At 42.4% G+C, this 21,585-nt stretch carries 21 protein-coding genes; 14 read left to right on the top strand and 7 right to left on the bottom strand.

The window, feature by feature from the left end:
- The first annotated feature begins 70 nt into the window (after positions 1 to 70).
- From purL to J0L83_00400, 3 genes are all read left to right on the top strand, one after another.
- A complete protein-coding gene (gene purL, locus J0L83_00390) occupies positions 71 to 2,287 on the top strand; it encodes a phosphoribosylformylglycinamidine synthase subunit PurL (protein MBN8663002.1) in 2,217 nt (738 codons plus the stop codon).
- Entirely contained in the window at positions 2,287 to 3,291 is a 1,005-nt protein-coding gene (gene rfaD / locus J0L83_00395; GenBank protein MBN8663003.1) for an ADP-glyceromanno-heptose 6-epimerase, read from the top strand. The genes purL and rfaD overlap by 1 nt, the downstream gene beginning before the upstream one ends.
- Positions 3,292 to 3,405: 114 nt before the next feature.
- On the top strand, positions 3,406 to 5,109 hold the full coding sequence (locus J0L83_00400; protein MBN8663004.1) for an alpha-glucosidase: 1,704 nt from the start codon (positions 3,406 to 3,408) through the stop codon (positions 5,107 to 5,109).
- A gap of 46 nt (positions 5,110 to 5,155) precedes the next feature.
- Here J0L83_00400 and J0L83_00405 read toward each other — a convergent pair whose 3' ends face one another.
- Positions 5,156 to 6,040, bottom strand: a complete 885-nt coding sequence (locus J0L83_00405) for a dienelactone hydrolase family protein (GenBank protein ID MBN8663005.1) — start codon at positions 6,038 to 6,040, stop codon at positions 5,156 to 5,158.
- A 212-nt stretch (positions 6,041 to 6,252) separates the two neighbouring features.
- Between J0L83_00405 and J0L83_00410 the strand changes: the two genes are divergently transcribed.
- Positions 6,253 to 7,902, top strand: a complete 1,650-nt coding sequence (locus J0L83_00410) for a CTP synthase (GenBank protein ID MBN8663006.1) — start codon at positions 6,253 to 6,255, stop codon at positions 7,900 to 7,902.
- A 7-nt stretch (positions 7,903 to 7,909) separates the two neighbouring features.
- Here the strand turns inward: J0L83_00410 and J0L83_00415 are convergent, their stop codons facing one another.
- On the bottom strand, positions 7,910 to 9,100 hold the full coding sequence (locus J0L83_00415) for a DUF4407 domain-containing protein (GenBank protein ID MBN8663007.1): 1,191 nt from the start codon (positions 9,098 to 9,100) through the stop codon (positions 7,910 to 7,912).
- Positions 9,101 to 9,283: 183 nt separating this feature from the next.
- Here J0L83_00415 and yidC point away from each other — a divergent pair, with 183 nt between their 5' ends.
- Both yidC and J0L83_00425 read left to right on the top strand, forming a co-directional pair.
- Positions 9,284 to 11,131: a membrane protein insertase YidC gene (yidC, locus tag J0L83_00420; GenBank protein ID MBN8663008.1), complete on the top strand. Its 1,848-nt coding sequence runs from the start codon at positions 9,284 to 9,286 to the stop codon at positions 11,129 to 11,131.
- 80 nt (positions 11,132 to 11,211) lie between these two features.
- A complete protein-coding gene (locus J0L83_00425; protein ID MBN8663009.1) occupies positions 11,212 to 11,835 on the top strand; it encodes a hypothetical protein in 624 nt (207 codons plus the stop codon).
- 13 nt (positions 11,836 to 11,848) lie between these two features.
- On the opposite strand, the gene J0L83_00430 is transcribed toward J0L83_00425, so the two are convergent.
- Positions 11,849 to 12,211 (bottom strand): hypothetical protein, encoded by a 363-nt coding sequence (locus J0L83_00430; protein ID MBN8663010.1) that lies wholly within the window; start codon positions 12,209 to 12,211, stop codon positions 11,849 to 11,851.
- A 169-nt stretch (positions 12,212 to 12,380) separates the two neighbouring features.
- Between J0L83_00430 and J0L83_00435 the strand changes: the two genes are divergently transcribed.
- The 3 genes from J0L83_00435 (at position 12,381) to aroE (ending at position 15,376) form a co-directional block, all read left to right on the top strand.
- On the top strand, positions 12,381 to 13,802 hold the full coding sequence (locus J0L83_00435; protein MBN8663011.1) for a tetratricopeptide repeat protein: 1,422 nt from the start codon (positions 12,381 to 12,383) through the stop codon (positions 13,800 to 13,802).
- 79 nt (positions 13,803 to 13,881) lie between these two features.
- A complete protein-coding gene (locus tag J0L83_00440; GenBank protein ID MBN8663012.1) occupies positions 13,882 to 14,643 on the top strand; it encodes a phosphosulfolactate synthase in 762 nt (253 codons plus the stop codon).
- Position 14,644: 1 nt separating this feature from the next.
- Positions 14,645 to 15,376 (top strand): shikimate dehydrogenase, encoded by a 732-nt coding sequence (aroE, locus tag J0L83_00445; protein ID MBN8663013.1) that lies wholly within the window; start codon positions 14,645 to 14,647, stop codon positions 15,374 to 15,376.
- 68 nt (positions 15,377 to 15,444) lie between these two features.
- Here the strand turns inward: aroE and J0L83_00450 are convergent, their stop codons facing one another.
- From J0L83_00450 to J0L83_00460, 3 genes are read right to left on the bottom strand one after another with little or no spacing between them, the layout of a single operon-like run.
- Positions 15,445 to 15,879, bottom strand: a complete 435-nt coding sequence (locus J0L83_00450; GenBank protein ID MBN8663014.1) for an acyl-CoA thioesterase — start codon at positions 15,877 to 15,879, stop codon at positions 15,445 to 15,447.
- Positions 15,866 to 16,462 (bottom strand): RdgB/HAM1 family non-canonical purine NTP pyrophosphatase, encoded by a 597-nt coding sequence (rdgB, locus tag J0L83_00455; GenBank protein ID MBN8663015.1) that lies wholly within the window; start codon positions 16,460 to 16,462, stop codon positions 15,866 to 15,868. Before rdgB ends, J0L83_00450 begins: the two co-directional genes overlap by 14 nt.
- Positions 16,463 to 16,464: 2 nt before the next feature.
- Entirely contained in the window at positions 16,465 to 16,995 is a 531-nt protein-coding gene (locus J0L83_00460; protein MBN8663016.1) for a hypothetical protein, read from the bottom strand.
- A gap of 63 nt (positions 16,996 to 17,058) precedes the next feature.
- On the opposite strand from J0L83_00460, the gene J0L83_00465 reads away from it, so the two are divergent.
- The 5 genes from J0L83_00465 to J0L83_00485 all read left to right on the top strand — a co-directional run bounded on the left by J0L83_00465 (position 17,059) and on the right by J0L83_00485 (position 20,871).
- A complete protein-coding gene (locus tag J0L83_00465; GenBank protein ID MBN8663017.1) occupies positions 17,059 to 18,123 on the top strand; it encodes a branched-chain amino acid aminotransferase in 1,065 nt (354 codons plus the stop codon).
- Between the two features lie 151 nt (positions 18,124 to 18,274).
- Positions 18,275 to 18,655: a 30S ribosomal protein S12 gene (locus J0L83_00470; protein MBN8663018.1), complete on the top strand. Its 381-nt coding sequence runs from the start codon at positions 18,275 to 18,277 to the stop codon at positions 18,653 to 18,655.
- 65 nt (positions 18,656 to 18,720) lie between these two features.
- Positions 18,721 to 19,188, top strand: coding sequence for a 30S ribosomal protein S7 (rpsG, locus tag J0L83_00475; protein ID MBN8663019.1), 468 nt, complete (start codon positions 18,721 to 18,723; stop codon positions 19,186 to 19,188).
- A 77-nt stretch (positions 19,189 to 19,265) separates the two neighbouring features.
- Positions 19,266 to 20,123: a sugar phosphate isomerase/epimerase gene (locus tag J0L83_00480; protein MBN8663020.1), complete on the top strand. Its 858-nt coding sequence runs from the start codon at positions 19,266 to 19,268 to the stop codon at positions 20,121 to 20,123.
- 1 nt (position 20,124) lies between these two features.
- A complete protein-coding gene (locus J0L83_00485; protein MBN8663021.1) occupies positions 20,125 to 20,871 on the top strand; it encodes a DUF1080 domain-containing protein in 747 nt (248 codons plus the stop codon).
- On the opposite strand, the gene J0L83_00490 is transcribed toward J0L83_00485, so the two are convergent.
- A complete protein-coding gene (locus tag J0L83_00490) occupies positions 20,866 to 21,582 on the bottom strand; it encodes a DUF1080 domain-containing protein (GenBank protein ID MBN8663022.1) in 717 nt (238 codons plus the stop codon). The two genes, J0L83_00485 and J0L83_00490, sit on opposite strands and share 6 nt — an antisense overlap.
- Between the last annotated feature and the right edge of the window lie 3 nt (positions 21,583 to 21,585).

Here is a 21,585-nt window from a genome sequence, read left to right on the forward strand (position 1 = left end):
AGACTTGTGTGCGAAATGTTTACACCGGTTTTTTGCCCCCTTGCACCTTTATAAGTAGGTTTGCGGCGCTATGGAAATTACCGTTAAAACCGCCCAGCAACTCCGTCTTACTGAAGAGGAATTCGAATTGATTAAGTCAAAATTGGGCCGAACCCCCAATTTTACTGAGCTCTGCGCCTTCAGTGGTATGTGGAGTGAGCATTGCAGCTACAAAAACTCTATTAAGTGGTTAAAGACCCTTCCCCGTGAGGGCGGTCGTATGCTGGTGGCAGCAGGCGAGGAAAATGCCGGTCTCATGGATATGGGTAATGGTTTTGGTGTAGTATTCAAAATTGAGAGCCACAATCACCCCAGTGCTATTGAACCATTTCAGGGTGCGGCAACCGGTGTAGGTGGTATCCAACGCGATATTTTCACGATGGGTGCAAGACCTATTGCATCTCTTAACAGCCTGCGATTTGGTAAGCTGGAGGACAAGAAGACCCAGCGTTTACTTGCCGGTGTAGTAAAAGGAATCGGACATTATGGTAACTGTTTTGGTGTACCAACAGTAGGTGGTGAAGTATATTTTGAATCCTGTTATCATACCAATCCATTGGTGAATGCCATGAGTGTGGGTATCATGCAGGCCAATAAAATGGTGAGTGCTACTGCTAAAGGGTTGGGTAATCCAGTTATTTACGTGGGTAGTGCTACAGGTAAGGATGGAATCGGTGGTGCAAGTTTCGCAAGTGCAGATATTACCGAGGAAAGTGCAGAAGAGTTACCAGCAGTGCAGGTTGGTGATCCATTCCAGGAAAAGAAATTATTGGAAGCTTGTTTAGAAGTGATTGAAACCGGTGCTGTAGTAGGTATGCAGGATATGGGTGCTGCGGGTATCATCTGCTCAACTGCAGAAATGAGCGCCAAGGGCAATGTGGGCATGCATATCGATCTGGAAAAAGTACCTACGCGCCAGCAAAATATGAAAGCATGGGAACTTTTGCTGAGTGAAAGTCAGGAGCGCATGTTGATGGTAGTAGAAAAAGGTCGCGAAGCAGAAGTGATTGCTGTTTTTGAAAAATGGGATCTCAGTGCCAGCACGGTGGGGCATGTTACCGATGATGGCCTGTTGAAGTTTTATATGCATGGCGTGTTGGAAGCAGAAATTCCAGCGTATGAATTAGTATTAGGTGGTGGTGCTCCTCAATATACCAGAGAATATAAAGAACCTAAGTACTTTGAAAAGATCAAAGCATTTGATATCAATACTGTACCTGATGTTACAGTAGATGAACTGAAAGCAACTGCTGAACAAATGGTTCAAATACCCAATATTGCTTCTAAGCGTTGGGTATATACACAATACGATAGCATGGTGGGCGCAGCCAATGCATCTACCAATGCACCAAGTGATGCATCGGTTGTGTTAGCCAAAGGAACTGGTAAGGCTTTGGCCGTTACAGTTGATTGTAATAGTCGTTACGTGTTTGCTGATCCATATCAGGGTGGTATGATTGCTGTGGCAGAAGCTGCCAGAAATATTGTCTGCAGTGGTGGTGAGCCAATAGGTGTAACCAACTGTCTCAACTTTGGTAATCCGTATGATCCTGAAGTGTATTATCAATTTGTGAAAGCAGTAACTGGTATGGGCGATGCTTGTCGCAAATTCAATACACCTGTAACAGGTGGTAACGTAAGCTTCTACAACCAGAACCCTGAAGGTCCGGTTTATCCAACACCTACGATTGGTATGGTTGGTGTGATTGATGATTTGGACAATAGAATGACCATGGATTATAAAACACCGGGTGATTTTATTGTGCTCATTGGTGAACAGCGTAACGATATCGCGTCTTCAGAATACCTGCATAAGATTCGTGGTGTAGAATATTCTCCGGCACCTGCTTTCAATTTGTTTGAAGAGTACCAGGTACAACAATTTGTTGCTGGTGCTATTCGCAAAAAGCAAATCCTTTCTGCACATGATATTAGCGAAGGTGGTCTGATTGTCACCCTTATAGAGAAAGGCTTTAACCGTAATCTTGGATTTGCAGTAGATGCTGATGTGGCTGGTAGAAATGATGCTTATTGGTTGGGCGAAGCGCAAAGCCGTGTTGTTGTAACTTGTTCTGCTGAGCAGTTAGCCGAGTTACAAGGCGATGCCATGGAAAAAGGTATCGGTTGTACTGTTATCGGTAAAGTTACTGATGGTACTATTTCCGTAAATGGGGCTGATTGGGGAAATATCGCTACTTGGAAAAATAAGTACGATACGGCAATTGAAAACATCATCAACAAAAGCTGATGCAGGCACAAGATCAATACATCATTGTAACCGGTGCTGCGGGTTTTATTGGCAGCTGTATGGTGCAATTTCTGAATGAGCAGGGTTATGAAAACCTGATCATTGTGGATGATTTTGGTGTGGAAGAGAAACGCAAGAATTGGGAGTCCAAAAAGTTTGCTGCAGCTGTAGAACGATACAATCTCTTTGATTGGTTGGTAGAAAAATCGCCACGCATTACTGCCTTCATTCACTTAGGCGCTAGAACAGATACCACCGAATTTGATTATGCTATCCATCAGGAATTGAATGTTGACTATAGTATTCAAGCATGGAATTACTGTGCTAGTAATGATGTGCCTCTGATCTATGCTTCTTCTGCTGCTACTTATGGTGCAGGCGAGCAAGGCTATAATGATGATCATAGTGTTGTGGCTTCTTTGAAACCATTGAATCCTTACGGAGTTAGTAAGAATGAATTTGATAAGTGGGCTTTAGGACAAGAGTCAATGCCGCCATTCTGGACTGGCTTGAAGTTTTTCAATGTTTATGGACCTAATGAACACCACAAAGGCCGCATGGCAAGTGTGATCTGGCATTCTTTTAATCAGATCAATCAGCATGGTGAAGTAAAACTCTTCAAGAGCCATCGCCCGGATTTCAAAGATGGTTGGCAGCTGCGCGATTTCATCTATGTAAAAGACCTGATTGCAGTGATTGGTTGGATGTTGGATGCCATGCTAAAGGGTAGCTGGGAAACTGCAAATAACGGCTTATACAACTTAGGCACAGGCAAAGCCAGAAGCTTCTATGATTTGGCAGCAGCCACCTTTAGAGGCATGGATAAGGAACCTAATATTAGATTTATCGATATGCCGGAAGATATCCGCGATAAGTATCAGTACTTCACAGAAGCCAATATGGACAAACTCCGTAAAGCAGGCTATACTGCACCATTCACAAGTTTAGAAGATGGGGTTGACGATTATGTACGCAACTACCTTCGTAAAGGAGTATATTATTAAATCATGAGGAGCGCCAGCGCTCCTTTTTTGTTTGTAACTTTAAAGAAATCCCTTTCTATGCGAAGAATCCTTTTCGCAGTTTTTTTACTGCTCAATGTACTTTCCTGTAATCATATGCAAAAAGAAACAGTGAGTGTGCCAAACGCACAATGGTGGAAGGAAGCCGTGGTCTACCAGATATATCCAAGAAGTTTTCAAGATAGTGATGGAGATGGGGTAGGCGATTTGAAAGGGATTATCTCCAGATTAGACTATGTGAAGAGCCTGGGTATTGATGTGGTTTGGTTGAATCCAATTTTCAACTCCCCCAATTTTGATAATGGGTATGATATCAGCGATTACCAAAGTGTATTGGCAGAGTTTGGTACGATGGAAGATTTTGATGCTTTGCTGAAAGGCATGCATGATCGTGGTATTAAATTGGTGATGGATCTGGTGGTGAACCACAGCAGTGATCAGCACAATTGGTTTAAGCAAAGCCGCAGTTCAAGAGATAATCCTTATCGTGATTACTACCATTGGTGGCCTGCTGAAAAAGGCAAGCCACAACATCGTTGGAGTTTCTTTGACATCAATAGTGATGCATGGGCTTTTGATTCTGTTACAAATAGTTATTACTTACACTATTTCGCAAAGCAGCAGCCCGATTTGAATTGGGAGAATCCCAAGCTGAGAAAAGAGGTGTATGATATGATGCATTTCTGGTTTAAGAAAGGCGTAGATGGTTTTAGAATGGATGTAATTCCTTTCATCAGCAAGGATACTAGCTTCCCAGCATTGCCAGCTGAGTACAACGGTGATTATGTGAAGTATTACGCTAAGGGTCCGCGTTTGCATGAGTATTTGCACGAAATGAATACCGAAGTATTGAGCAAATACAATGTGATGACGGTGGGTGAAGGTGCGGGTGTGCAAATTGAAGATGCACTCAGCTTTGTAGATGATAGCCGCAAAGAGTTGAATATGTTTTATCATTTTGATGGGGTGAGTCTTGGGTATTTGCCCGGCGAATTCAAGCAACCTGATCCAAAAGGGTATGATTTACTCGAGTTTAAAAAAATCTATAGCAAATGGGATAGTGTATTTGCTAAGAAAGGTTGGGGAACCATTTATCTCGGCAATCACGATCAACCTAGGATGCTCACACGCTGGGGCAATGATGCGCCTGAGTTTCGAGAAGCCTCTTCCAAATTATTGCATACGTTTCTGCTGAGTATGCGTGCAACGCCGTATCTCTATTATGGTGATGAGCTGGGTATGAATAACATAAAGTTTGATAAGATTGAAGACTATAAAGACATTGAAACCCTGAATAAGTATGCAGAGACAAAAGCCAAGGGGGGCGATTTACAAAGGTTTCTTAACGGACAAAAAATCTCTGCCAGGGATAATGGCAGAACACCGATGCAGTGGGATGCTGGCCTCAATGCTGGATTTACAAAAGGGAATCCCTGGTTGAAAGTAAACCCTAATCACACTACAGTAAATGTAGAAGCTCAGGAAAAAGATCCGCAGTCGATTTTGAGTTATTATAAAAAGATGATTACACTTCGAAAGGAAAATAAAACCCTGGTATATGGACAGTATCAGCTGGTAGATAAAGACAATCCGAAGGTCTATGCGTACACAAGAACATTGGATAAACGCCAGTTATTGGTAGTGATGAATTTTAGTAAGGATAAAGCGGTTTGTCAGCTACCTAAGGGTATGTCTATTGGGGGCAAAGTTTTGATCAATAATTATACAAATCTGAATATTGCTGCAGGTTCTGTTTCCTTACAGCCTTACCAGGCAATAATTATGGAAGTAAGTGAATAGATCTTTATAAAAAGCTTAAACGAAAAAGCCCCGTGAGGGGCTTTTCTTACTTGATCTTGTTTTTTAGAAAGCTAATTGCTTTTTGATGTGTGTCTTCAGTGGCAGTTTTGTCAAAAGCCGGGTTAGAAGGATTGGCAAATCCATGACCTGCTTCATATCTGTGAAGGCTGATGTTTTTACCCAAATCTTTCATGTTTTTTTCGAATGCATCTACAACTTCATTGGGAATACCTCTATCCTTTGTGCCAAAGAAACCAATCACGTCACAGTTGATGGTTTTCAGTTTTTCCAGATTGTTTTCCGGGCGACCGTAATACATGATACAGCCCGCAGCCTGTTTACCTGCAAGAATGGTAGATTGTAAGCTCCATCCACCACCAAAACACCAACCCACAGTATAAATTTTAGCATCAACACCTGCATACGTGAGTGCAGCTTTTACGATTGCTTCCAGTCTGTCTGCTTTAGCACCACGCATATAGACCATGGCGCTGTCTGGAGTAGCTGCTACCTTGCCATCGTACATGTCCAATGCAATAACATTAACATCGCCTAATTCCTGATAGAACTGTTCTGCTTCTCTTTTGATATTATCATTCAAGCCCCACCATTCTTGAATTACAAATAACCAGTTCTTGGTCTTCTTTTTGGCTTTCAACAGGTAGCCTTGCGCACTTGAGCCATCAGCAGCAGGGAATTGCACCATTTTGCCAAGCGGGTTTTCTAATGTGAAAGCCTTTGGGTAAGGGTGCAGTGCGGCAAAGCCGGGTTTGGCAGCATCCAGCTGAATTTCATCCCGTGTTTCAGCATTAAAGCAGGCGATATAACATTCAGCAGTAAGCGGTTGAATCTGATATTGCTGCCTGAATGTGTAGCTAAGCAGCCCAGCCGTTACAAATGCAACGGCGGAGAGTAACAAGATTTTTTTCATTGGTCAGTGTTTGTTTACGAAAAATGTACACGGGAAATTAACAAAATCAATTCCGTTAGGTTGTTATGGCGGATTAATTTTTACGAAACGTAGTTTTTGCTGTAGGTTTGTACGACCTCTGAGATTTTTTATCACCACAACATTTTCAAGGTCATTTTAGTAGAATTTAAAGGCTGCAGACAAGTGGCCTTAACTATATTTTATTGTAAATCATGGCAAAGTACATCTTCGTTACCGGTGGGGTAACCAGTAGTTTAGGAAAGGGCATCATCGCAGCATCGCTGGCAAAATTGTTGCAAGCAAGGGGCTTTAACGCAACCATTCAAAAGTTTGACCCCTATATCAACGTAGATCCAGGCACTTTAAATCCTTATGAGCATGGTGAGTGTTATGTAACAGAAGATGGCGCTGAAACAGATTTGGATTTGGGCCACTATGAGCGTTTCCTGAATATTCATACTTCACAAGCGAATAACGTAACCACAGGACGTATTTACCAGACGGTCATCAATAAAGAACGTGCAGGTGATTTTCTGGGTAAAACAGTGCAAGTAGTGCCACATATCACAGATGAAATCAAGCGTCGCATGCTCATGCTGGGCGAACAGGGATATGATGTGGTGATTACGGAGATTGGTGGTACAGTAGGCGATATCGAAAGCTTACCTTTTATTGAGGCAGTGCGTCAGTTGCAATGGGAATTGCCAGAAGAAGACCTTATGGTGGTTCACCTGACTTTGATTCCTTACCTGAAAGCAGCTAAAGAGTTAAAAACCAAACCTACCCAGCACAGTGTAAAAATGTTGAGTGAAACAGGTGTGCATCCTGATGTGATAGTTTGCAGAACAGAAGAGCCTTTGACAAATGAAATCAAACGCAAAATTGCTTTGTTCTGTAATGTGAAAACAGAAGCGGTAATTGAAGCAATGGATGCTTCTACTATTTATGAAGTGCCTTTGTTGATGCTGCAGGAGAAACTTGATACCATCTGTATGCGTAAGCTTCGTTTGGAAACCAAGAAAGAACCTGAATTGTCTAGCTGGATTGCTTTCTTAGACAAGTTAAAATACCCAAAGAGTAAAGTGTCTATTGGCTTAATTGGTAAGTATGTTGAATTACAAGATGCTTATAAGTCTATCTTGGAAAGTTTTATACATGCTGGAGCACTCAATGAAGTAAAAGTGCAGGTGGTGAATGTGCACAGTGAACACATTACACAAGAAAACGTAGCTGAAAAGCTGTCTGGTTTGGATGGCTTATTGGTGGCACCCGGTTTTGGCCACAGAGGTATTGAAGGTAAAATCATTGCTGTTCAATTTGCCAGAGAGAAAGGACTGCCATTCTTTGGAATCTGCCTTGGTATGCAAATGGCAGTGATTGAATATGCACGTAATGTATTAGGTCTGGCCAATGCACACTCTACAGAAATGGAAGCTGGCACGAATGATCCCGTGATCAATATGATGGAGGAGCAGAAAAAGATAAAGATGATGGGCGGTACCATGCGCTTAGGAGCTTATCCATGCGATATCAAAGAAGGCTCATTGGCGCATAAAATCTATGGCGAGCTGCATATCAGCGAAAGACATAGACACCGTTATGAATTCAATTCAGATTATTTAGATCAGTTTGAATCGAATGGTATGATGGCCAGCGGACGTAATCCTCAGACAGGATTGGTTGAGATTATGGAAATTCCTACACACCCATTCTTTATTGGTGTGCAGTATCACCCAGAACTCAAGAGTACAGTAGAAAGACCCGCACCATTGTTTGTACATTTTATAGCGGCAGCTAAGCAGTACAATGAAAAGCGCAGTGCTACCATATCAAGATTGGTAGAATCTGTGCCAGTTAAATAAAAAAATTTTATTCTTCCGGCTTCGATAGCAATTGGTGTTTTGTTTCAAGCCAAAAGCTATCGAAGCTTTTTGTTTCTGGTATTTGCTGAACTTTTTCGCTAATCACTTGCTTTCGAAGATTTGCCTCGCTAAAAAGTGTATCAATCAGCGCCTTGTCTTCCTGAAAAGCCCATTCGTTGTAATGCTCTTTTAATTCTTGCTCACGCAAATGATTGTTACGAGTAATTTCTTTTTCTAACTGTTCGCGTAAATAAACCTTCTCTTCATAAGTGCCTGATGGTAATAAATGCTTTGCCAGTACGGGCATCAGTTCAATCAAAATCAAAATAGCCAATAATAGATAGTACCGATAACGCATGGCCGGATGTGTGGCAATCAGGTTATTCAGCGCTTCAATTTGTGTGAGAAATCCATCATTAAACAGTAATGCAAATTGGCGAAGCTCGACTTGTTTACTACTGTCTATTTGTTGCAATTGTTGACTGTATAGCATTAACTGTGGCTGAATCTGTTGCTGCATTTGCTGATAAGCAGCATCAAGTTTGTCATACTCAGCTTTCTTTGCTTTGGCTACTGCTTCATAACCTCTTTTTTGAGTGCCGCCTGTACCATCTGTTTCTGCAATAAATGATTCCCTTGCTTTGCTGACTTCCGCATAACTGGTTTGCAGGGTTTGTTCCAGGGTTTGCTTTTTGGTGGTGATGGATTGTATGCTGCTTGCGTAGGCGGTATCAATACCTTGTTGTTTTTCACGCTTCCTTGTTTCATTATCCAAGGATATCTGTAAGTGTATCTCTTTGTTGAATAAATACAAAAGGGCAGGTTGCGCCATAAAAGTTCCAATGGCGATGGCAAGTAATCCACGCAATAGAATAGGACTAAACTGTCTTTTCTGCTGTTTGTTAATTCCCTTGATCAAGGCCCGGTCAATGGTAAGAATTAATCCACCCATAACAATGCCCAGTGGAACGGCCAGTAACCAGTTGCTTACTACCGTGCTAAAGAAATAGGTCCAGGCAAGCGTAGCAAATACCCAGGTGCCCATCACGCTCATGCCAATAATGGCGTAGCGGTTTCTGTCAACCAAACAGGTTTTTAATAAATCTTGCTCTGCTGTTGCCAACCACCATAAAAACTGTTCCCATCGGGTAGGGGTATAGGTTTCCTGCCCAGAAAACACATGCTGTTTTTCCTGCATATCAATACATTAAAGCGTGAATGGTGGAAGTTGGGCGGTTGAAGAAGGAATGATTGTAAAGAAAAGACAATTTCAGCAACAAACAGTGTTAAAGTGAGGAGAAGAAGCCGGCTAAAGCTGCCTGAAATCGCAGCCTGAATCTTGCCCCCGTTCCCTACCTTTGCGCCTCACGCAAGAAAACGTATGAAGACAGATAAGAATACGATTGTCGGGTTTGTATTATTGGGTATTTTATTTTTTGTGTACTTCTGGTACACCAATAAAACCCAGTCGGCCTATCTCGCCGAGCAAAAACGCATTGAAGACTCAGTAGCCAGCGTAAATGCTGCCAAGGCAAAGTTGCTGGATACAGTTGCTGTAAAATATGACTCCCTCAAAAGAGATTCCAGTGTACGTGTAGCTGCTGCCGGCGATTTTAGTTCAGCTGCTATTGGAACTGAGTCTACACTGGTGATGGAGAACGAGTTGATCAGCGTTGTATTAAGTAATAAAGGTGGTCAGGTAAAACAAGTTTCCCTTAAGAAATATGCTTCACACAAAGACAGTCAGCAAGTAAATTTATTTGCAGCTGCCGGAGAGAAACTTGGTTATACCATCAACACCAGCAATACCACTACCGCTAGTTCTGCTGATCTGTTTTTCGCTGCAGGTAATGTGGTGAAAAATGCAGATGGTTCACAGCAAGTGAGCTTCTCACTTAGTGGTAGCAACGGACAGTCGCTGGAACACCGTTTTGTATTAAAGCCAAACAGCTATAATCTGGATTGGGATGTTGTGGTGAAGGGTAGCGATAAATTACTAACGCAGGGCAACCTCAACATGCGCTGGAATGCACAGCCTTTGCAACACGAAAAATATATTGAGTACGAGCGTCAGATGACCAATATCTGTTTTTCTGAAGACAACGACTTCGACTATATCTCCATGAAAACGGAGCACAAGTTTGAGAAATCAGGTCAGTGGATTGGTGTGGTACAACAGTTCTTTAATACTACATTGATTGCTAAGAACGGATTTAGCAATGGCGATATTAAATGGGAGCGTAGAACAGATTCCACGAATGTGCTGGGCAATGTGGAAGCGAATTTCCAGATTAAAGTAAGTAGTGCTGCTGCTACGATTCCATTCCAGTTCTTCTTTGGTCCTAACGACTACAGTATTCTGAAAAAGCAGGCAGCGGGTATGGATAAGATGGTGAACCTTGGCCGCGATATGTATGCATTCGTTCGTCCGATCAATAAATATATCATCATGCCTGTGTTTGATTTCTTTGCAGGCTTTGTGAGCAGCTATGGTTGGGTAATTGCTTTGCTGACTTTGTTTATTCGTCTTGTTACTTCTCCGTTAACCTATAGCAGTTACTTGAGTGGTGCCAAGATGAAGGCTTTACGTCCAGAATTGGATGAGTTGAAGAAGAAGTTTGGTGATGACCAGCAAGGTTTTGCTATGGAGCAGATGAAGTTGTTCCGTGAAGCAGGTGTAAACCCATTGGGTGGGTGTATTCCAGCCTTATTACAGATTCCTATCTTCTTCGCTTTGTATAGTTTCTTTAATTCAGCAATAGCATTGCGTGGACAAAGTTTCTGGTGGGCAGATGATTTATCGCAGTATGATGTGATTGCGCGTTTGCCATTCAGTATCCCAATGGGCTTTGGTGATCATATCAGCTTGTTTACCCTAACTGCAGTATTAACCAGCTTCCTGATTTCTATTTACAATATGTCAATGACGCCAACTCAGGATAATCCTGCGTTGAAATACATGCCATATATTTTCCCTTTCATTCTTTTATTCATCTTTAACCGTTTGCCATCAGCCTTGACCTGGTATTATACAGTATCAAACGTGATGACGCTGGCATTGCAGTTCGTGATCCAGAATTATATTATCAATCATGATAAGATTGTAGCACAGTTGCAGGCCAATAAACAAAAGCCGAAAGTGAAAAGCAAATGGCAGGAACGATATGATCAGATGATGGAGAGTCAGAAGAAACTCCAGGACATGAAAGAAAAGAATAAAAAGAAATAAAAAACAGGCCCCGACAGCAACGTCGGGGCTTTTTATTTAACATTGGCATGAAATTTTATAGGTATTTAGAAACAGTGCGTATGAAGCAAACGATACTCATGCTTTTTTTGGTTGGTACATTTCTGGGTGCTAAAGCCCAAAGAGTGATTGCGGAGTGTACCGTGAATTACACTATTGTAACTGATAATGAGACAGATAAAGAAGTGGCTGCTTCTTTTAAAGCCAGTACCAAAACTGTTTATATCAAAGGCAATGAATCCAGAACTGATTTGGTGACGCCCTCTTTTAGCCAGTCTTTTTTATACGATAAATCATCCGGAGAAGCAGTAGTGCTCCGTGAATTTGGTGAGAATAAGTTTATGACCAAATTAGACAATGCTAAATGGAGGCAACAATTTGCTCGTTATTTGGGCGCCAAATTGGTAGTACAACCTGAAACTAAATCTATAGCAGGTTACACCTGTAAAAAAGCATTGCTTACCCTTACAGATGGAAAAACTTTTCAGCTGTATTATACACCAGATATGGTTCCATCTGTTCGTGAGTTTGAATACCAGTTTAAAGATATTCCAGGGTTTGTCTTGGAGTATGAAGTAGAGCAAGGGGGTAAGAAGATTACGTACACAGCATCCAAAGTAAATTTAAGCCCGGTACCGGCATCAAAGTTTGATATCCCTGAATCGGGATATAGAATCTTGAATTAGAAAGAATATGAAATTAACGCTGTGGTGTAGGCGTCTTGAATTTTGGTAAAGGCATGTTTACCTTAAACTTGTAAGGAAAAACAAAACTTGTATTACCGTTGTCGTAGCGCAGGTATGAATTGAATACCGTACCACCCTGAATGCCTTCGGCTTTTTGTCCCATAACCTGGGTGCCCTTGAAATAAAGGCTTGTCTTTAAGCCGGAATAAGTGATTGACTTATTCGAGTAATATTTCAGGTTTCTGAGGGAGTATTTATTGTTCTTACTACGCTCATCGCTGAGGCCAGTAAATGAAAATGCCGCAAAACCAGCCTGAGCTACCAGCGCGAAGATGGTGGCAATCAGTAAGTGTTTAATATGGTTTTGTTTGGTCATTTGAGACAAAAATAGGGTTTCTTAACTATTTCACAATTTTCATGCCATTAAATACGACTTAACAGCAAATTTGGTTTTCTGTTCATCTGACGTTAAGTTTTTAAAAAAGTTACATGGAGTCAGGAAAAAAAGTTTTTTTGTCCTATATTAGGCAAACCCATTGAATTCGATGAGCGAACATCCGTACCGCGAAGACCGTGAAGCGCTGCAAGAGCTTCTGCGTCAATACGATAACCTCAAGCACGGCCGTAGCCACGCCTTTCTGGAAGAGGAGGATTTCGAGCGTATTATCGACTACTTTGATGACAAAGACGACCTGCCTGAAGCCCTTCAGGCAAGTGAAGCAGGCCTCGAACTCTATCCCTATTCCTGTGCTTTGATGGTGAAGAAAGCTGATCTATTGCTGGCAAGTAGGCGTTACCAGGAGGCATTAAACCTGCTGGAGACCGCAGATTTGTACGATAGCAACGATATCAATATCTATATTTTAAAGACTGATGCCTATCTGGCATTAGACCAACAGGCCAGGGCCGTAGAGTTGCTGGAAGCTGCGCTTGATAGGTTTGAAGGCGAGGAAAAGCTGGATCTTCTCTTCGAACTGGCTGATGTTTATGATGATTACGAGGAATTTGATAAGGTATTTGATTGCCTTCGGCTGATTCTGGAACAGGAGCCCGCTAATGAGGAAGCTTTGTATAAAATCTGTTTCTGGACTGATTTCACCGGCCGAAATGAAGAAAGCATCCGCCTCCATCAAAGGATTATTGAAGAGCATCCTTATAATGAGCTGGCTTGGTTTAATCTGGCTGCTGCTTATCAAGGTCTGAAATTGTATGAGAAAGCGATTGATGCTTACCAGTATGCAGTAGCCATCGATGAAAAATTTGATTACGCTTATCGCAATATGGGCGATGCTTATTTGCGCCTGCGCAAGTACAAAGAAGCTATTGAAGTATTGGAGCGCGTGCTGGAGCTAAGCAGGCCGGAAGATGTGATCTATGAAGCCATCGGCCATTGTTATCATCGCATGAACAATTATGCACAGGCTCGCTTTCATTATAAAAAAGCATCACACTTGAATCCGGATGACAGTAAACTGCATTATAAGATTGCAGTAACCTATATGCTGGAAGATCAGTGGCAATCTGCCGTAAAACAGTTGGATAGTGCCATGCGCATTCATCGTTCTGTGCCTGAGTACAATCTGGCGATGGGCGAGTGCCTGATGAATCTTAATAAGTACAAAGATGCAATCCAGTATTTTGGTAGTGTAGTTAGAAATAAGCCAAGAAATATTGCCGGCTGGGATGCACTGGTGCGTTGTTTGCTCAGAGCTGAAATGTTTGAAGAAGCTGCAGATCAGTGTAAAGCGGCTTTGGATATCACAGATAAAAAGCCGGTTTTCATATTCTATCTCAGTTCTGCTTTATTTCAATCTGGTAAGAGCAAGGAAGGGTTGTTGCAATTGGAACAAGCAATGGAGAAAGCGCCCAAGCTGCTGAAAAAGTTTGTTGAGCTCCATCCTTCCATCCTGCAAAACCCACAGGTGGTAGATATCATCGCCCGATATAAAAAGGGCAGAAAAATCTAATGTGTATAAGCATGACTTTAATCATCCCGCTGCTTGGCGGGATTAATTTATTTTTGCGCGAATCAAATTGAGCAGCAATATGAATTTTAACCTGACACAGATTCCTGAGCGCACGACGAAACCTCGTACCAACGGTTTAACTATGGTGATGGACAAAGGACTGAGTATTGCTGAAGTACATAATTTTTTAAGTGCTTCCGGTCCACATGTTGATATTGTTAAATTGGGTTTTGGTACCTCTTTTGTTACGCCTAATCTTCGTGAGAAAATTGAAGTATACAAGACTTATGGCATGCCCCTCTATTTTGGTGGCACTTTGTTCGAGGCATTCCTGATCCGTAACCAGTTTGACGATTATATCAGTGTATGTAAGGATTATGGTATCGATTATATGGAAGTGAGTGATGGTTCAATTACTATTCCGCATGCAGAGAAATGCGGCTATATCGAAAAACTGACCAAGCATGGTACTGTATTGAGCGAAGTAGGTAGTAAGGATGCCGCACACATCATACCTCCATATAAATGGATTGAACTCATGCGCGCAGAACTGGAAGCCGGTTCTTCATACGTTATTGCTGAAGCACGTGAAGCAGGTAATGTGGGTATCTATCGTGGCAGTGGTGAAGTGAGGGAAGGTCTGGTGCAGGAAATTCTAACACAAATACCCGGTGAGCGCATTATTTGGGAAGCACCGCAGAAAGCCCAGCAATTGTATTTCCTTGAACTTTTAGGTTGTAACGTAAACTTGGGGAATATTGCACCTACTGAAGTGATTCCTTTGGAAGCAATGCGTATTGGGTTACGTGGTGATACCTTCATGTTATACCTGAACAAATAAGATGCGTTTATTTGGTCTCATCGGTTATCCTCTCGGGCATTCTTTCTCCAAAAAATATTTTGAAGAAAAATTCGCACGCGAAGGGATAACCGATGTTGCTTTTGAGAACTTTTCCATTCCTTCTATTGATCAGTTTCCTAAACTATGGCAGCAATATCCACACCTGTCGGGCGTGGCTGTAACCATTCCATATAAGCAACAAGTACTAAATTATTTAGATACACTTAGTCCCGAAGTAGCAGCGATGCAAGCTTGTAATTGTATCAAGTTAGATGCTGGAAAATTGGTTGGCTATAACACAGATATCATTGGTTTCGAACAATCACTTTTGCCCTACTTAAAACCCGAGCATACGCATGCACTGATTCTTGGTACGGGTGGTGCTGCGGCCGGCGTGGCTTTTGTATTGGGCAGATTGGGTATTCGTTATCAGTTTGTGTCACGCAATCCAAAAGGCAAGGGTTTGGCTTACGATGCTTTGGATGTTACGCTGATGGAAAAGCATCGGTTGATTATTAATACTACTCCCTTGGGTACTTTTCCTGATGTGGATAGCTGCGCGCCAATTCCTTATGACCTATTAACGAATCACCACCATTGCTTTGATCTGGTCTATAATCCTGCAGAAACACGATTCATGCAAAAAGCGAGATTGAAGGGTGCCAGCGTACAAAATGGATACCAGATGTTATGTATTCAGGCTGAAGCCAATTGGCGGATTTGGAATGCGTGATGCAATGAATGAATGATAGAATGATAGAATGATAGAATGATAGAATGATAGAATGATAGAGTGGTAGGTTAGCCAGCTTGTAATTTTTGTATAGCAGCTTCAGGCGTACTTGTTTTTTTCTGTAAAGTATAGTTGTAACACATCATTCCTGTTTTAGCTCTGCCGGCGAGCATCCGTGTCTCAGCTGTGATCTTTTCTAATTTGTAATAGAGATCGAAGCCAAGTTTGTCGAAACCTGCTGCGGCAACACTGATGGCTACCGTGTCACCATAATTGAGTTCTGCTTTGAATTCTATCGCGGCATCTGCCATAATCAAGCCCACGCCTTCAAATTGCAATTCAGAATACCCATGATGCAATAAGAATTGTTGCCTGGCTTCATGCACCAATGCCAGAAAGCTGTCATTGCCTACATGACCACCATAATTCACATCTGTAATGCGAATGCGTATTTCGGTGGTGAAATGAAATTGTTCCGGCAAATTGATTTTAATGCGTTCCATGTTGGGTATATGCTTGTAGAAGAGCAATGAGTTGATCAGTTGCTTTTCTTCTGTGACTGAATTGATTTTTTTCTTCCAGATTCATCTCGGCAAAATGGCGGGTATCTCCATCAGGAATAAAAATGGGGTCATAACCAAAACCGGATGAGCCACTTTGTGTTGCGCTGATCTGACCTTTGCAAATACCTTCAAATTGATACTCTTTACCATCAAGAATCAGTGAGATAACTGTTCTGAATTGCGCACTTCTATCTGATTTATCAGATAGGTCTAAGAGCAGCTTATCAATATTTGCTTGAAAGTCTTTCTTCTCGCCTGCATAGCGTGCACTTTTTACGCCGGGCGCGCCATTGAGTGCAGCGCATTCCAAACCGGTGTCTTCACTAAAGCAGTTTTGCTGCGTTAATTGGAAAATGGTTCTGGATTTTTCTGTGGCATTTGCTTCCAGTGTATCATGTGGCTCAGGGATATCAATAGCAATGCCTGCTTCTTTCAAAGTGATAATGGAAAAAAGATCCCCAATTACAGAACGGATCTCTGCTACTTTATGTGCATTGTTGGTGGCAAAAACAAGAGTCTGCATCGTCAGAGATTGAACATTTTTTTCAGGCTAAGCCAGAGCTTGCTTTTTTCCAGTTTGGCTTCTTGTGTATCAGGAATCATGCTCAGCATATTGCCTACAAACAAAAACTGGCAGCCATCATATTGTTGTAACTGGTAATTAGGTACAGTAAATGGCAGCTGGATGCTGCTTGGTGCAATATCGAAGAGCAGCAAATATTTTGGAGAAAGTTTAGCTTTTAGTTCTGTATAGCCAAATGCATGATGGGCCAGATTGACAATAGCCACATCCCCCAAGTTCTTCTTACAAGCCTGAATAATATTGGTTAGAAAATTCAATGCTGCATCATCCACATGCACTGCATTTGAGTCATTCACCAGGATTACAATATGCTGCAGGTTGTTACCAAGAAATAAAGGCTTTTCTGGAGCAGCTTCGGTCTTAGGAGGTGCTGGTACCGGTGCTTTGTTTTTAATGGAATCCATCACCACCAAATCATCCTTGTATAAGGAGGCAATCACATGTTCCGGTAAACGCAGGTTGGTGAATCCCATGTTGAAAATATTAACAGCTGTTAGTTTTCTTTTTTTCGTTTATTTGCGCTCAAATATATGACTATGACCGCTGCACTGGATATAACGGTTACCAAAGTAGAAAGAAGCAAGCTGAATGAGATGACGCTGGAGAATATTCCCTTTGGTAAATACTATACAGACCATATGTTGGAAGCCGATTTCGAGAACGGCGAGTGGAAGAATGTAGAGATCAAGCCATATCAGCCATTGTTGCTGGAGCCATCTACGGCTGCTATTCATTATGGTCAGGCAATTTTTGAAGGTATCAAGGCTTATAAGAATGCGGATGGCGAGGCTTTTATTTTCCGCCCGCAGGATAATTACCGCCGATTCAATATTTCAGCCCAGCGCATGCAGATGCCTGAAGTACCGGAAGAGATCTTCATGGAAGGTATGCGTATGCTGATAGAGTTGGATAAGAACTGGATTCCCAATATGAAGGACCATTCGCTCTATATCAGACCGTTTATGTTCTCTTCTGACCCAGTGATTGGGGTAAAGCCTTCTGATTCCTACAAATTCATGATCATCCTCAGCCCAACAGGACCATACTATGCTGCGCCCATGCGTATCTATGTAGAGGAAAAATATACACGCGCTGCGCCGGGTGGTGTTGGTTATGCCAAAGCAGCTGGTAACTACGGCGCTTCTATGCTAGCAACAGCCGAAGCCAAGAAACTTGGTTATGATCAGGTTTTGTGGACAGATGCATTCGAGCACCGTTATCTGCAGGAAGCGGGTACCATGAACGTGTTCTTTATCATTGGTAATAAGGCCATTACGCCATCTCTGGAAGATGGAACCATCCTGGCTGGTGTTACCCGCGATAGCGCCATGACCATCCTGAAAGAGATGGGTTTTGATGTAAGCGAGGCAAAAATCACGATCGAAGACCTGATGGATGCCCACAAAGCAGGTATCCTCTATGAGGTATTTGGTACGGGTACTGCCGCCACTATTTCCCTGATCAAAGAGCTGCGTTACAAGGACTACGTGATGCAATTCGATGTGGATCAATGGAGAACAGCTCCTGAATTGAAGGCTCGCCTGAACGATATCCGTTACGGCGCTGTGCCCGATACGCATGGCTGGATGTATAAGATTTAACCGGTAAAAGCCGCTATAGCACTGGCCCGCTTTCCCCAAAGCGGGCTTTTTATCCCCGAAAAACAGGTAAAATGGAAAAATTCATTCTTGTTTTTTGTTTTTTCACAGTGCTACAGTTACCTTTGCCGTCCCAAAAAATAAAAGGTTTAGAATGCCTACAATACAGCAATTAGTAAGAAAAGGCCGCGAAATCATCAGGGCTAAGAGCAAGTCAAGAGCTTTGGATGCATGTCCTCAGCGTCGTGGTGTATGTACAAGGGTATATACCACAACACCTAAGAAACCAAACTCTGCGCTGCGTAAAGTAGCAAAGGTTCGTTTGACAAACAAGGTGGAAGTGATTGCCTACATCCCAGGTGAAGGTCACAACCTGCAGGAGCACTCTATCGTGTTAATCCGCGGTGGTCGTGTGAAGGACTTGCCAGGTGTACGTTACCATATCGTACGCGGTAGCTTGGATACTGCTGGTGTGAAGGATCGTAAGAAGAGCCGCTCTAAATACGGTACTAAGAAAGAAAAAGCGAAGAAATAATTGTTCATAGGCTGAGTAAAGTTTTAATACTTGAAGAAATTCAGCCCCCTTTTAAAAATTAAACAATGCGTAAAGCACAAGCCAAAAAATTACCCTTAGCGCCCGATGGTCGTTTCAACGATGTACTGGTAACCCGTTTCATTAACAACCTGATGTGGCAGGGTAAGAAGAGCACAGCGCTGAACATCTTCTACGATGCAGTAGATAAAGTGAGCAAAATCACTGGTGAAGAAGGTTATGAAGTATGGAAGAAAGCACTGGCTAACGTAACACCTTCTGTTGAAGTGCGTAGCCGCCGTATCGGTGGTGCTACTTTCCAGATTCCTTCTGAAGTGCGTCCTGACAGAAAGATTTCTTTGAGCATGAAATGGTTGATTCGTTACAGCCGCGAGCGTAACGGTCGTACAATGGCCGATAAGCTGGCAAACGAAATCGTTGCAGCTAGCAAGGGTGAAGGTGCTGCTTTCAAAAAGAAAGAAGATACACACCGTATGGCAGAAGCCAACAAGGCATTCAGCCACTTCAAAGTATAAATGACATTTGTCAAAATAGATACAACCTCAACGGAAACGTTGAGGTTTTTTTATATCTTAAACGCTCAAATTGCCATATGCATACCAGAAGACATTTTCTCCGTCAGGCTGCATTGCTAACGACTGCCGCAGCTGTGAATCCATCAGCGTTATTTAAAAGCAAAAGAGCAACGGGTGTACAGCTGTATACCCTGCGTACTGAGTTGAAAGATATTCCGGGCACTATTGCCAAGGTTGCACAGATCGGTTATCAGCAAGTGGAAACCTTTGGTTATGATGCAGGCAAATACTTGGGTATGGAACCCAAGGCTTTTGCAGCCTTGTTTGAACAGAATAAGTTAACAACGCCTAGCGGCCACTATTATCTGCCAGAATTTCTGTTTAAAGGCAATGATGATGTTTGGAAGCGTGCAGTAGAAGACGCACAGCATTTGAAGCACAAATACATGGTTGTGCCCTGGTTAGAGCCTCAATACAGAAAAGATGCTGATGGCTATAAGAAACTTGCGGCGCGACTCAGTAAAGCTGCTGAACTCACCAAGGATGGTGGTATGACACTTGCTTACCATAACCATGATTTCGAATTTGAAAATCTGGGCGGTGTTACAGCCTGGGATATTTTGGCTAAGGAAACCGATCCTTCACTGGTAAAGTTTGAAATGGATTTGTACTGGACTGTCTTTGCAGGCAAAGACCCCATTGAAGTGATGAAAGCGCACAAGGGCAGGGTAGTAATGTGGCATGTGAAAGACATGGCCGCGGGCAACAAAACCTTTGCAGAAGTGGGCAGCGGTACCATTGATTTCAAGAAAATCTTTGCTGTAGCCAAACTTTCCGGTATGCAATACTTTTTTGTAGAACAGGATCAATGTCCCGGCTCTCCGTTCGACAGTATCCGTAAGAGCTATCAATACATCCAAACCAACCTGATATAATATGATCAAACATATTTGCGCTATTGGAATGCTTAGCATTTGTGCAGTTCCGGCATTTTCACAACAAACACAGGGCGATCCCAAGAAAACAGAAGTGTGGGAACCTGTTCCTACGATGGTAGCACCCGGTAAAACACCCACAGCAGCCCCTGCGGACGCTATTGTGCTCTTCGATGGTAAAAACTTGAATCAGTGGCAGGCGAAGAAAGGCGGGGTCGCTAAATGGAAGCTAGAGACCGATGGCGCTATGACGGTGGTAAAAGGTACAGGCGATATCATGACCAAGCAGGGCTTTGGCAGCTGCCAGCTCCACATCGAATGGAGAACACCGGTTAAAGTAGAAAGTGAGGGACAAGGCCGTGGTAACAGCGGTATTTTCCTGATGGGCAGATATGAATTGCAGATTTTAGATTCTTACAATAACCGAACTTATTCCAACGGACAAGCAGGTAGTCTATACAAGCAGCACATTCCATTGGTGAACGCCAGTAAGAAACCAGGTGAGTGGCAGGTATATGATGTGGTATTTACTGCGCCTACTTTTTTCTCTGATGGCAATATGGCCACACCAGCCAAATTCACTGTATTTCACAATGGGGTGCTCATTCAAAATAATGTAGAGTTAAGAGGCAATACCGTATACATCGGTCAACCTTTCTATGAAGCACATAGCAATAAAGAGCCCATCATCTTACAAGATCATGGTAACGCGGTAAGCTTCAGAAATATCTGGATCAGGGAATTATAATTTGCGAATCTTGATGTTGCGGAACCACACATTATCACCGTGGTCTTGCAAACCAATATGACCTTTGGGGAATTTGCCAAAGTCGGGCATTGATTTGAACTTACTGCCCGCAATGAGTTTTTTCCAGTCATCATTCCAGAAAGTGGTGCTCACTACTTTCTCGCCATTGAGGTAAAACTCAATCAGGCCATCCTTGGAGATAATTTCAACCTGGTTCCATTCACCTGCAGGCTTAACTGTTTCTTTTGAACAGGAAATCAGGTCGTACAAATCACCTGCACGGTGTTTGATGATTTTGGCATCTGGGTGACCAGCATTATCCAATACCTGCATTTCAGGTCCGGTTTCCCAAGCATACTTGTATTTGGGATCTTCTTTGATGAAGAGAATGATGCCACTGTTACCGTTAGTGGCAATTTTCCACTCTAATTTTAAATGGAAATTGTCATACGCTTCATCAGAAACGATATCACCACCACCTTTTGTCTGCCAGTTTTCTTTTTGAGAAGCATCCAGCATCAATGCATCATCCTTCACCTGCCAGGCACTGCCGATAGTTGTTTTATTGAATGTGTGCCAACCTTTGTTGGTCTTGCCATCAAACAATAATTGCCAACCGACTTTTTTTTCCTTTTTGGTTAAAGTATTGTGTTGTGCTGTTGCCATCAGACTTGTGATCAGTACAAAAGCCAGTAGTGATATCTTTTTCATAAA

This window comes from Chitinophagales bacterium (genome assembly GCA_017303835.1).
In the GTDB taxonomy this organism is placed as follows: domain Bacteria; phylum Bacteroidota; class Bacteroidia; order Chitinophagales; family Chitinophagaceae; genus JAFLBI01.

Bases quoted from the DNA above. Each gene is read 5' to 3' on its own strand.
- aroE (MBN8663013.1), top strand. From the start codon at position 14,645: ATGCGTTTATTTGGTCTCATCGGTTATCCTCTCGGGCATTCTTTCTCC.
- J0L83_00410 (MBN8663006.1), top strand. From the start codon at position 6,253: ATGGCAAAGTACATCTTCGTTACCGGTGGGGTAACCAGTAGTTTAGGA.
- J0L83_00400 (MBN8663004.1), top strand. From the start codon at position 3,406: ATGCAAAAAGAAACAGTGAGTGTGCCAAACGCACAATGGTGGAAGGAA.
- J0L83_00490 (MBN8663022.1), bottom strand. From the start codon at position 21,582: ATGAAAAAGATATCACTACTGGCTTTTGTACTGATCACAAGTCTGATG.
- J0L83_00460 (MBN8663016.1), bottom strand. From the start codon at position 16,995: ATGGGATTCACCAACCTGCGTTTACCGGAACATGTGATTGCCTCCTTA.
- J0L83_00430 (MBN8663010.1), bottom strand. From the start codon at position 12,211: ATGACCAAACAAAACCATATTAAACACTTACTGATTGCCACCATCTTC.
- purL (MBN8663002.1), top strand. From the start codon at position 71: ATGGAAATTACCGTTAAAACCGCCCAGCAACTCCGTCTTACTGAAGAG.
- J0L83_00485 (MBN8663021.1), top strand. From the start codon at position 20,125: ATGATCAAACATATTTGCGCTATTGGAATGCTTAGCATTTGTGCAGTT.
- J0L83_00465 (MBN8663017.1), top strand. From the start codon at position 17,059: ATGACCGCTGCACTGGATATAACGGTTACCAAAGTAGAAAGAAGCAAG.
- J0L83_00450 (MBN8663014.1), bottom strand. From the start codon at position 15,879: ATGGAACGCATTAAAATCAATTTGCCGGAACAATTTCATTTCACCACC.
- J0L83_00435 (MBN8663011.1), top strand. From the start codon at position 12,381: ATGAGCGAACATCCGTACCGCGAAGACCGTGAAGCGCTGCAAGAGCTT.
- J0L83_00440 (MBN8663012.1), top strand. From the start codon at position 13,882: ATGAATTTTAACCTGACACAGATTCCTGAGCGCACGACGAAACCTCGT.
- rdgB (MBN8663015.1), bottom strand. From the start codon at position 16,462: ATGCAGACTCTTGTTTTTGCCACCAACAATGCACATAAAGTAGCAGAG.
- J0L83_00470 (MBN8663018.1), top strand. From the start codon at position 18,275: ATGCCTACAATACAGCAATTAGTAAGAAAAGGCCGCGAAATCATCAGG.
- yidC (MBN8663008.1), top strand. From the start codon at position 9,284: ATGAAGACAGATAAGAATACGATTGTCGGGTTTGTATTATTGGGTATT.
- rfaD (MBN8663003.1), top strand. From the start codon at position 2,287: ATGCAGGCACAAGATCAATACATCATTGTAACCGGTGCTGCGGGTTTT.
- J0L83_00425 (MBN8663009.1), top strand. From the start codon at position 11,212: ATGAAGCAAACGATACTCATGCTTTTTTTGGTTGGTACATTTCTGGGT.
- J0L83_00415 (MBN8663007.1), bottom strand. From the start codon at position 9,100: ATGCAGGAAAAACAGCATGTGTTTTCTGGGCAGGAAACCTATACCCCT.
- J0L83_00480 (MBN8663020.1), top strand. From the start codon at position 19,266: ATGCATACCAGAAGACATTTTCTCCGTCAGGCTGCATTGCTAACGACT.
- rpsG (MBN8663019.1), top strand. From the start codon at position 18,721: ATGCGTAAAGCACAAGCCAAAAAATTACCCTTAGCGCCCGATGGTCGT.
- J0L83_00405 (MBN8663005.1), bottom strand. From the start codon at position 6,040: ATGAAAAAAATCTTGTTACTCTCCGCCGTTGCATTTGTAACGGCTGGG.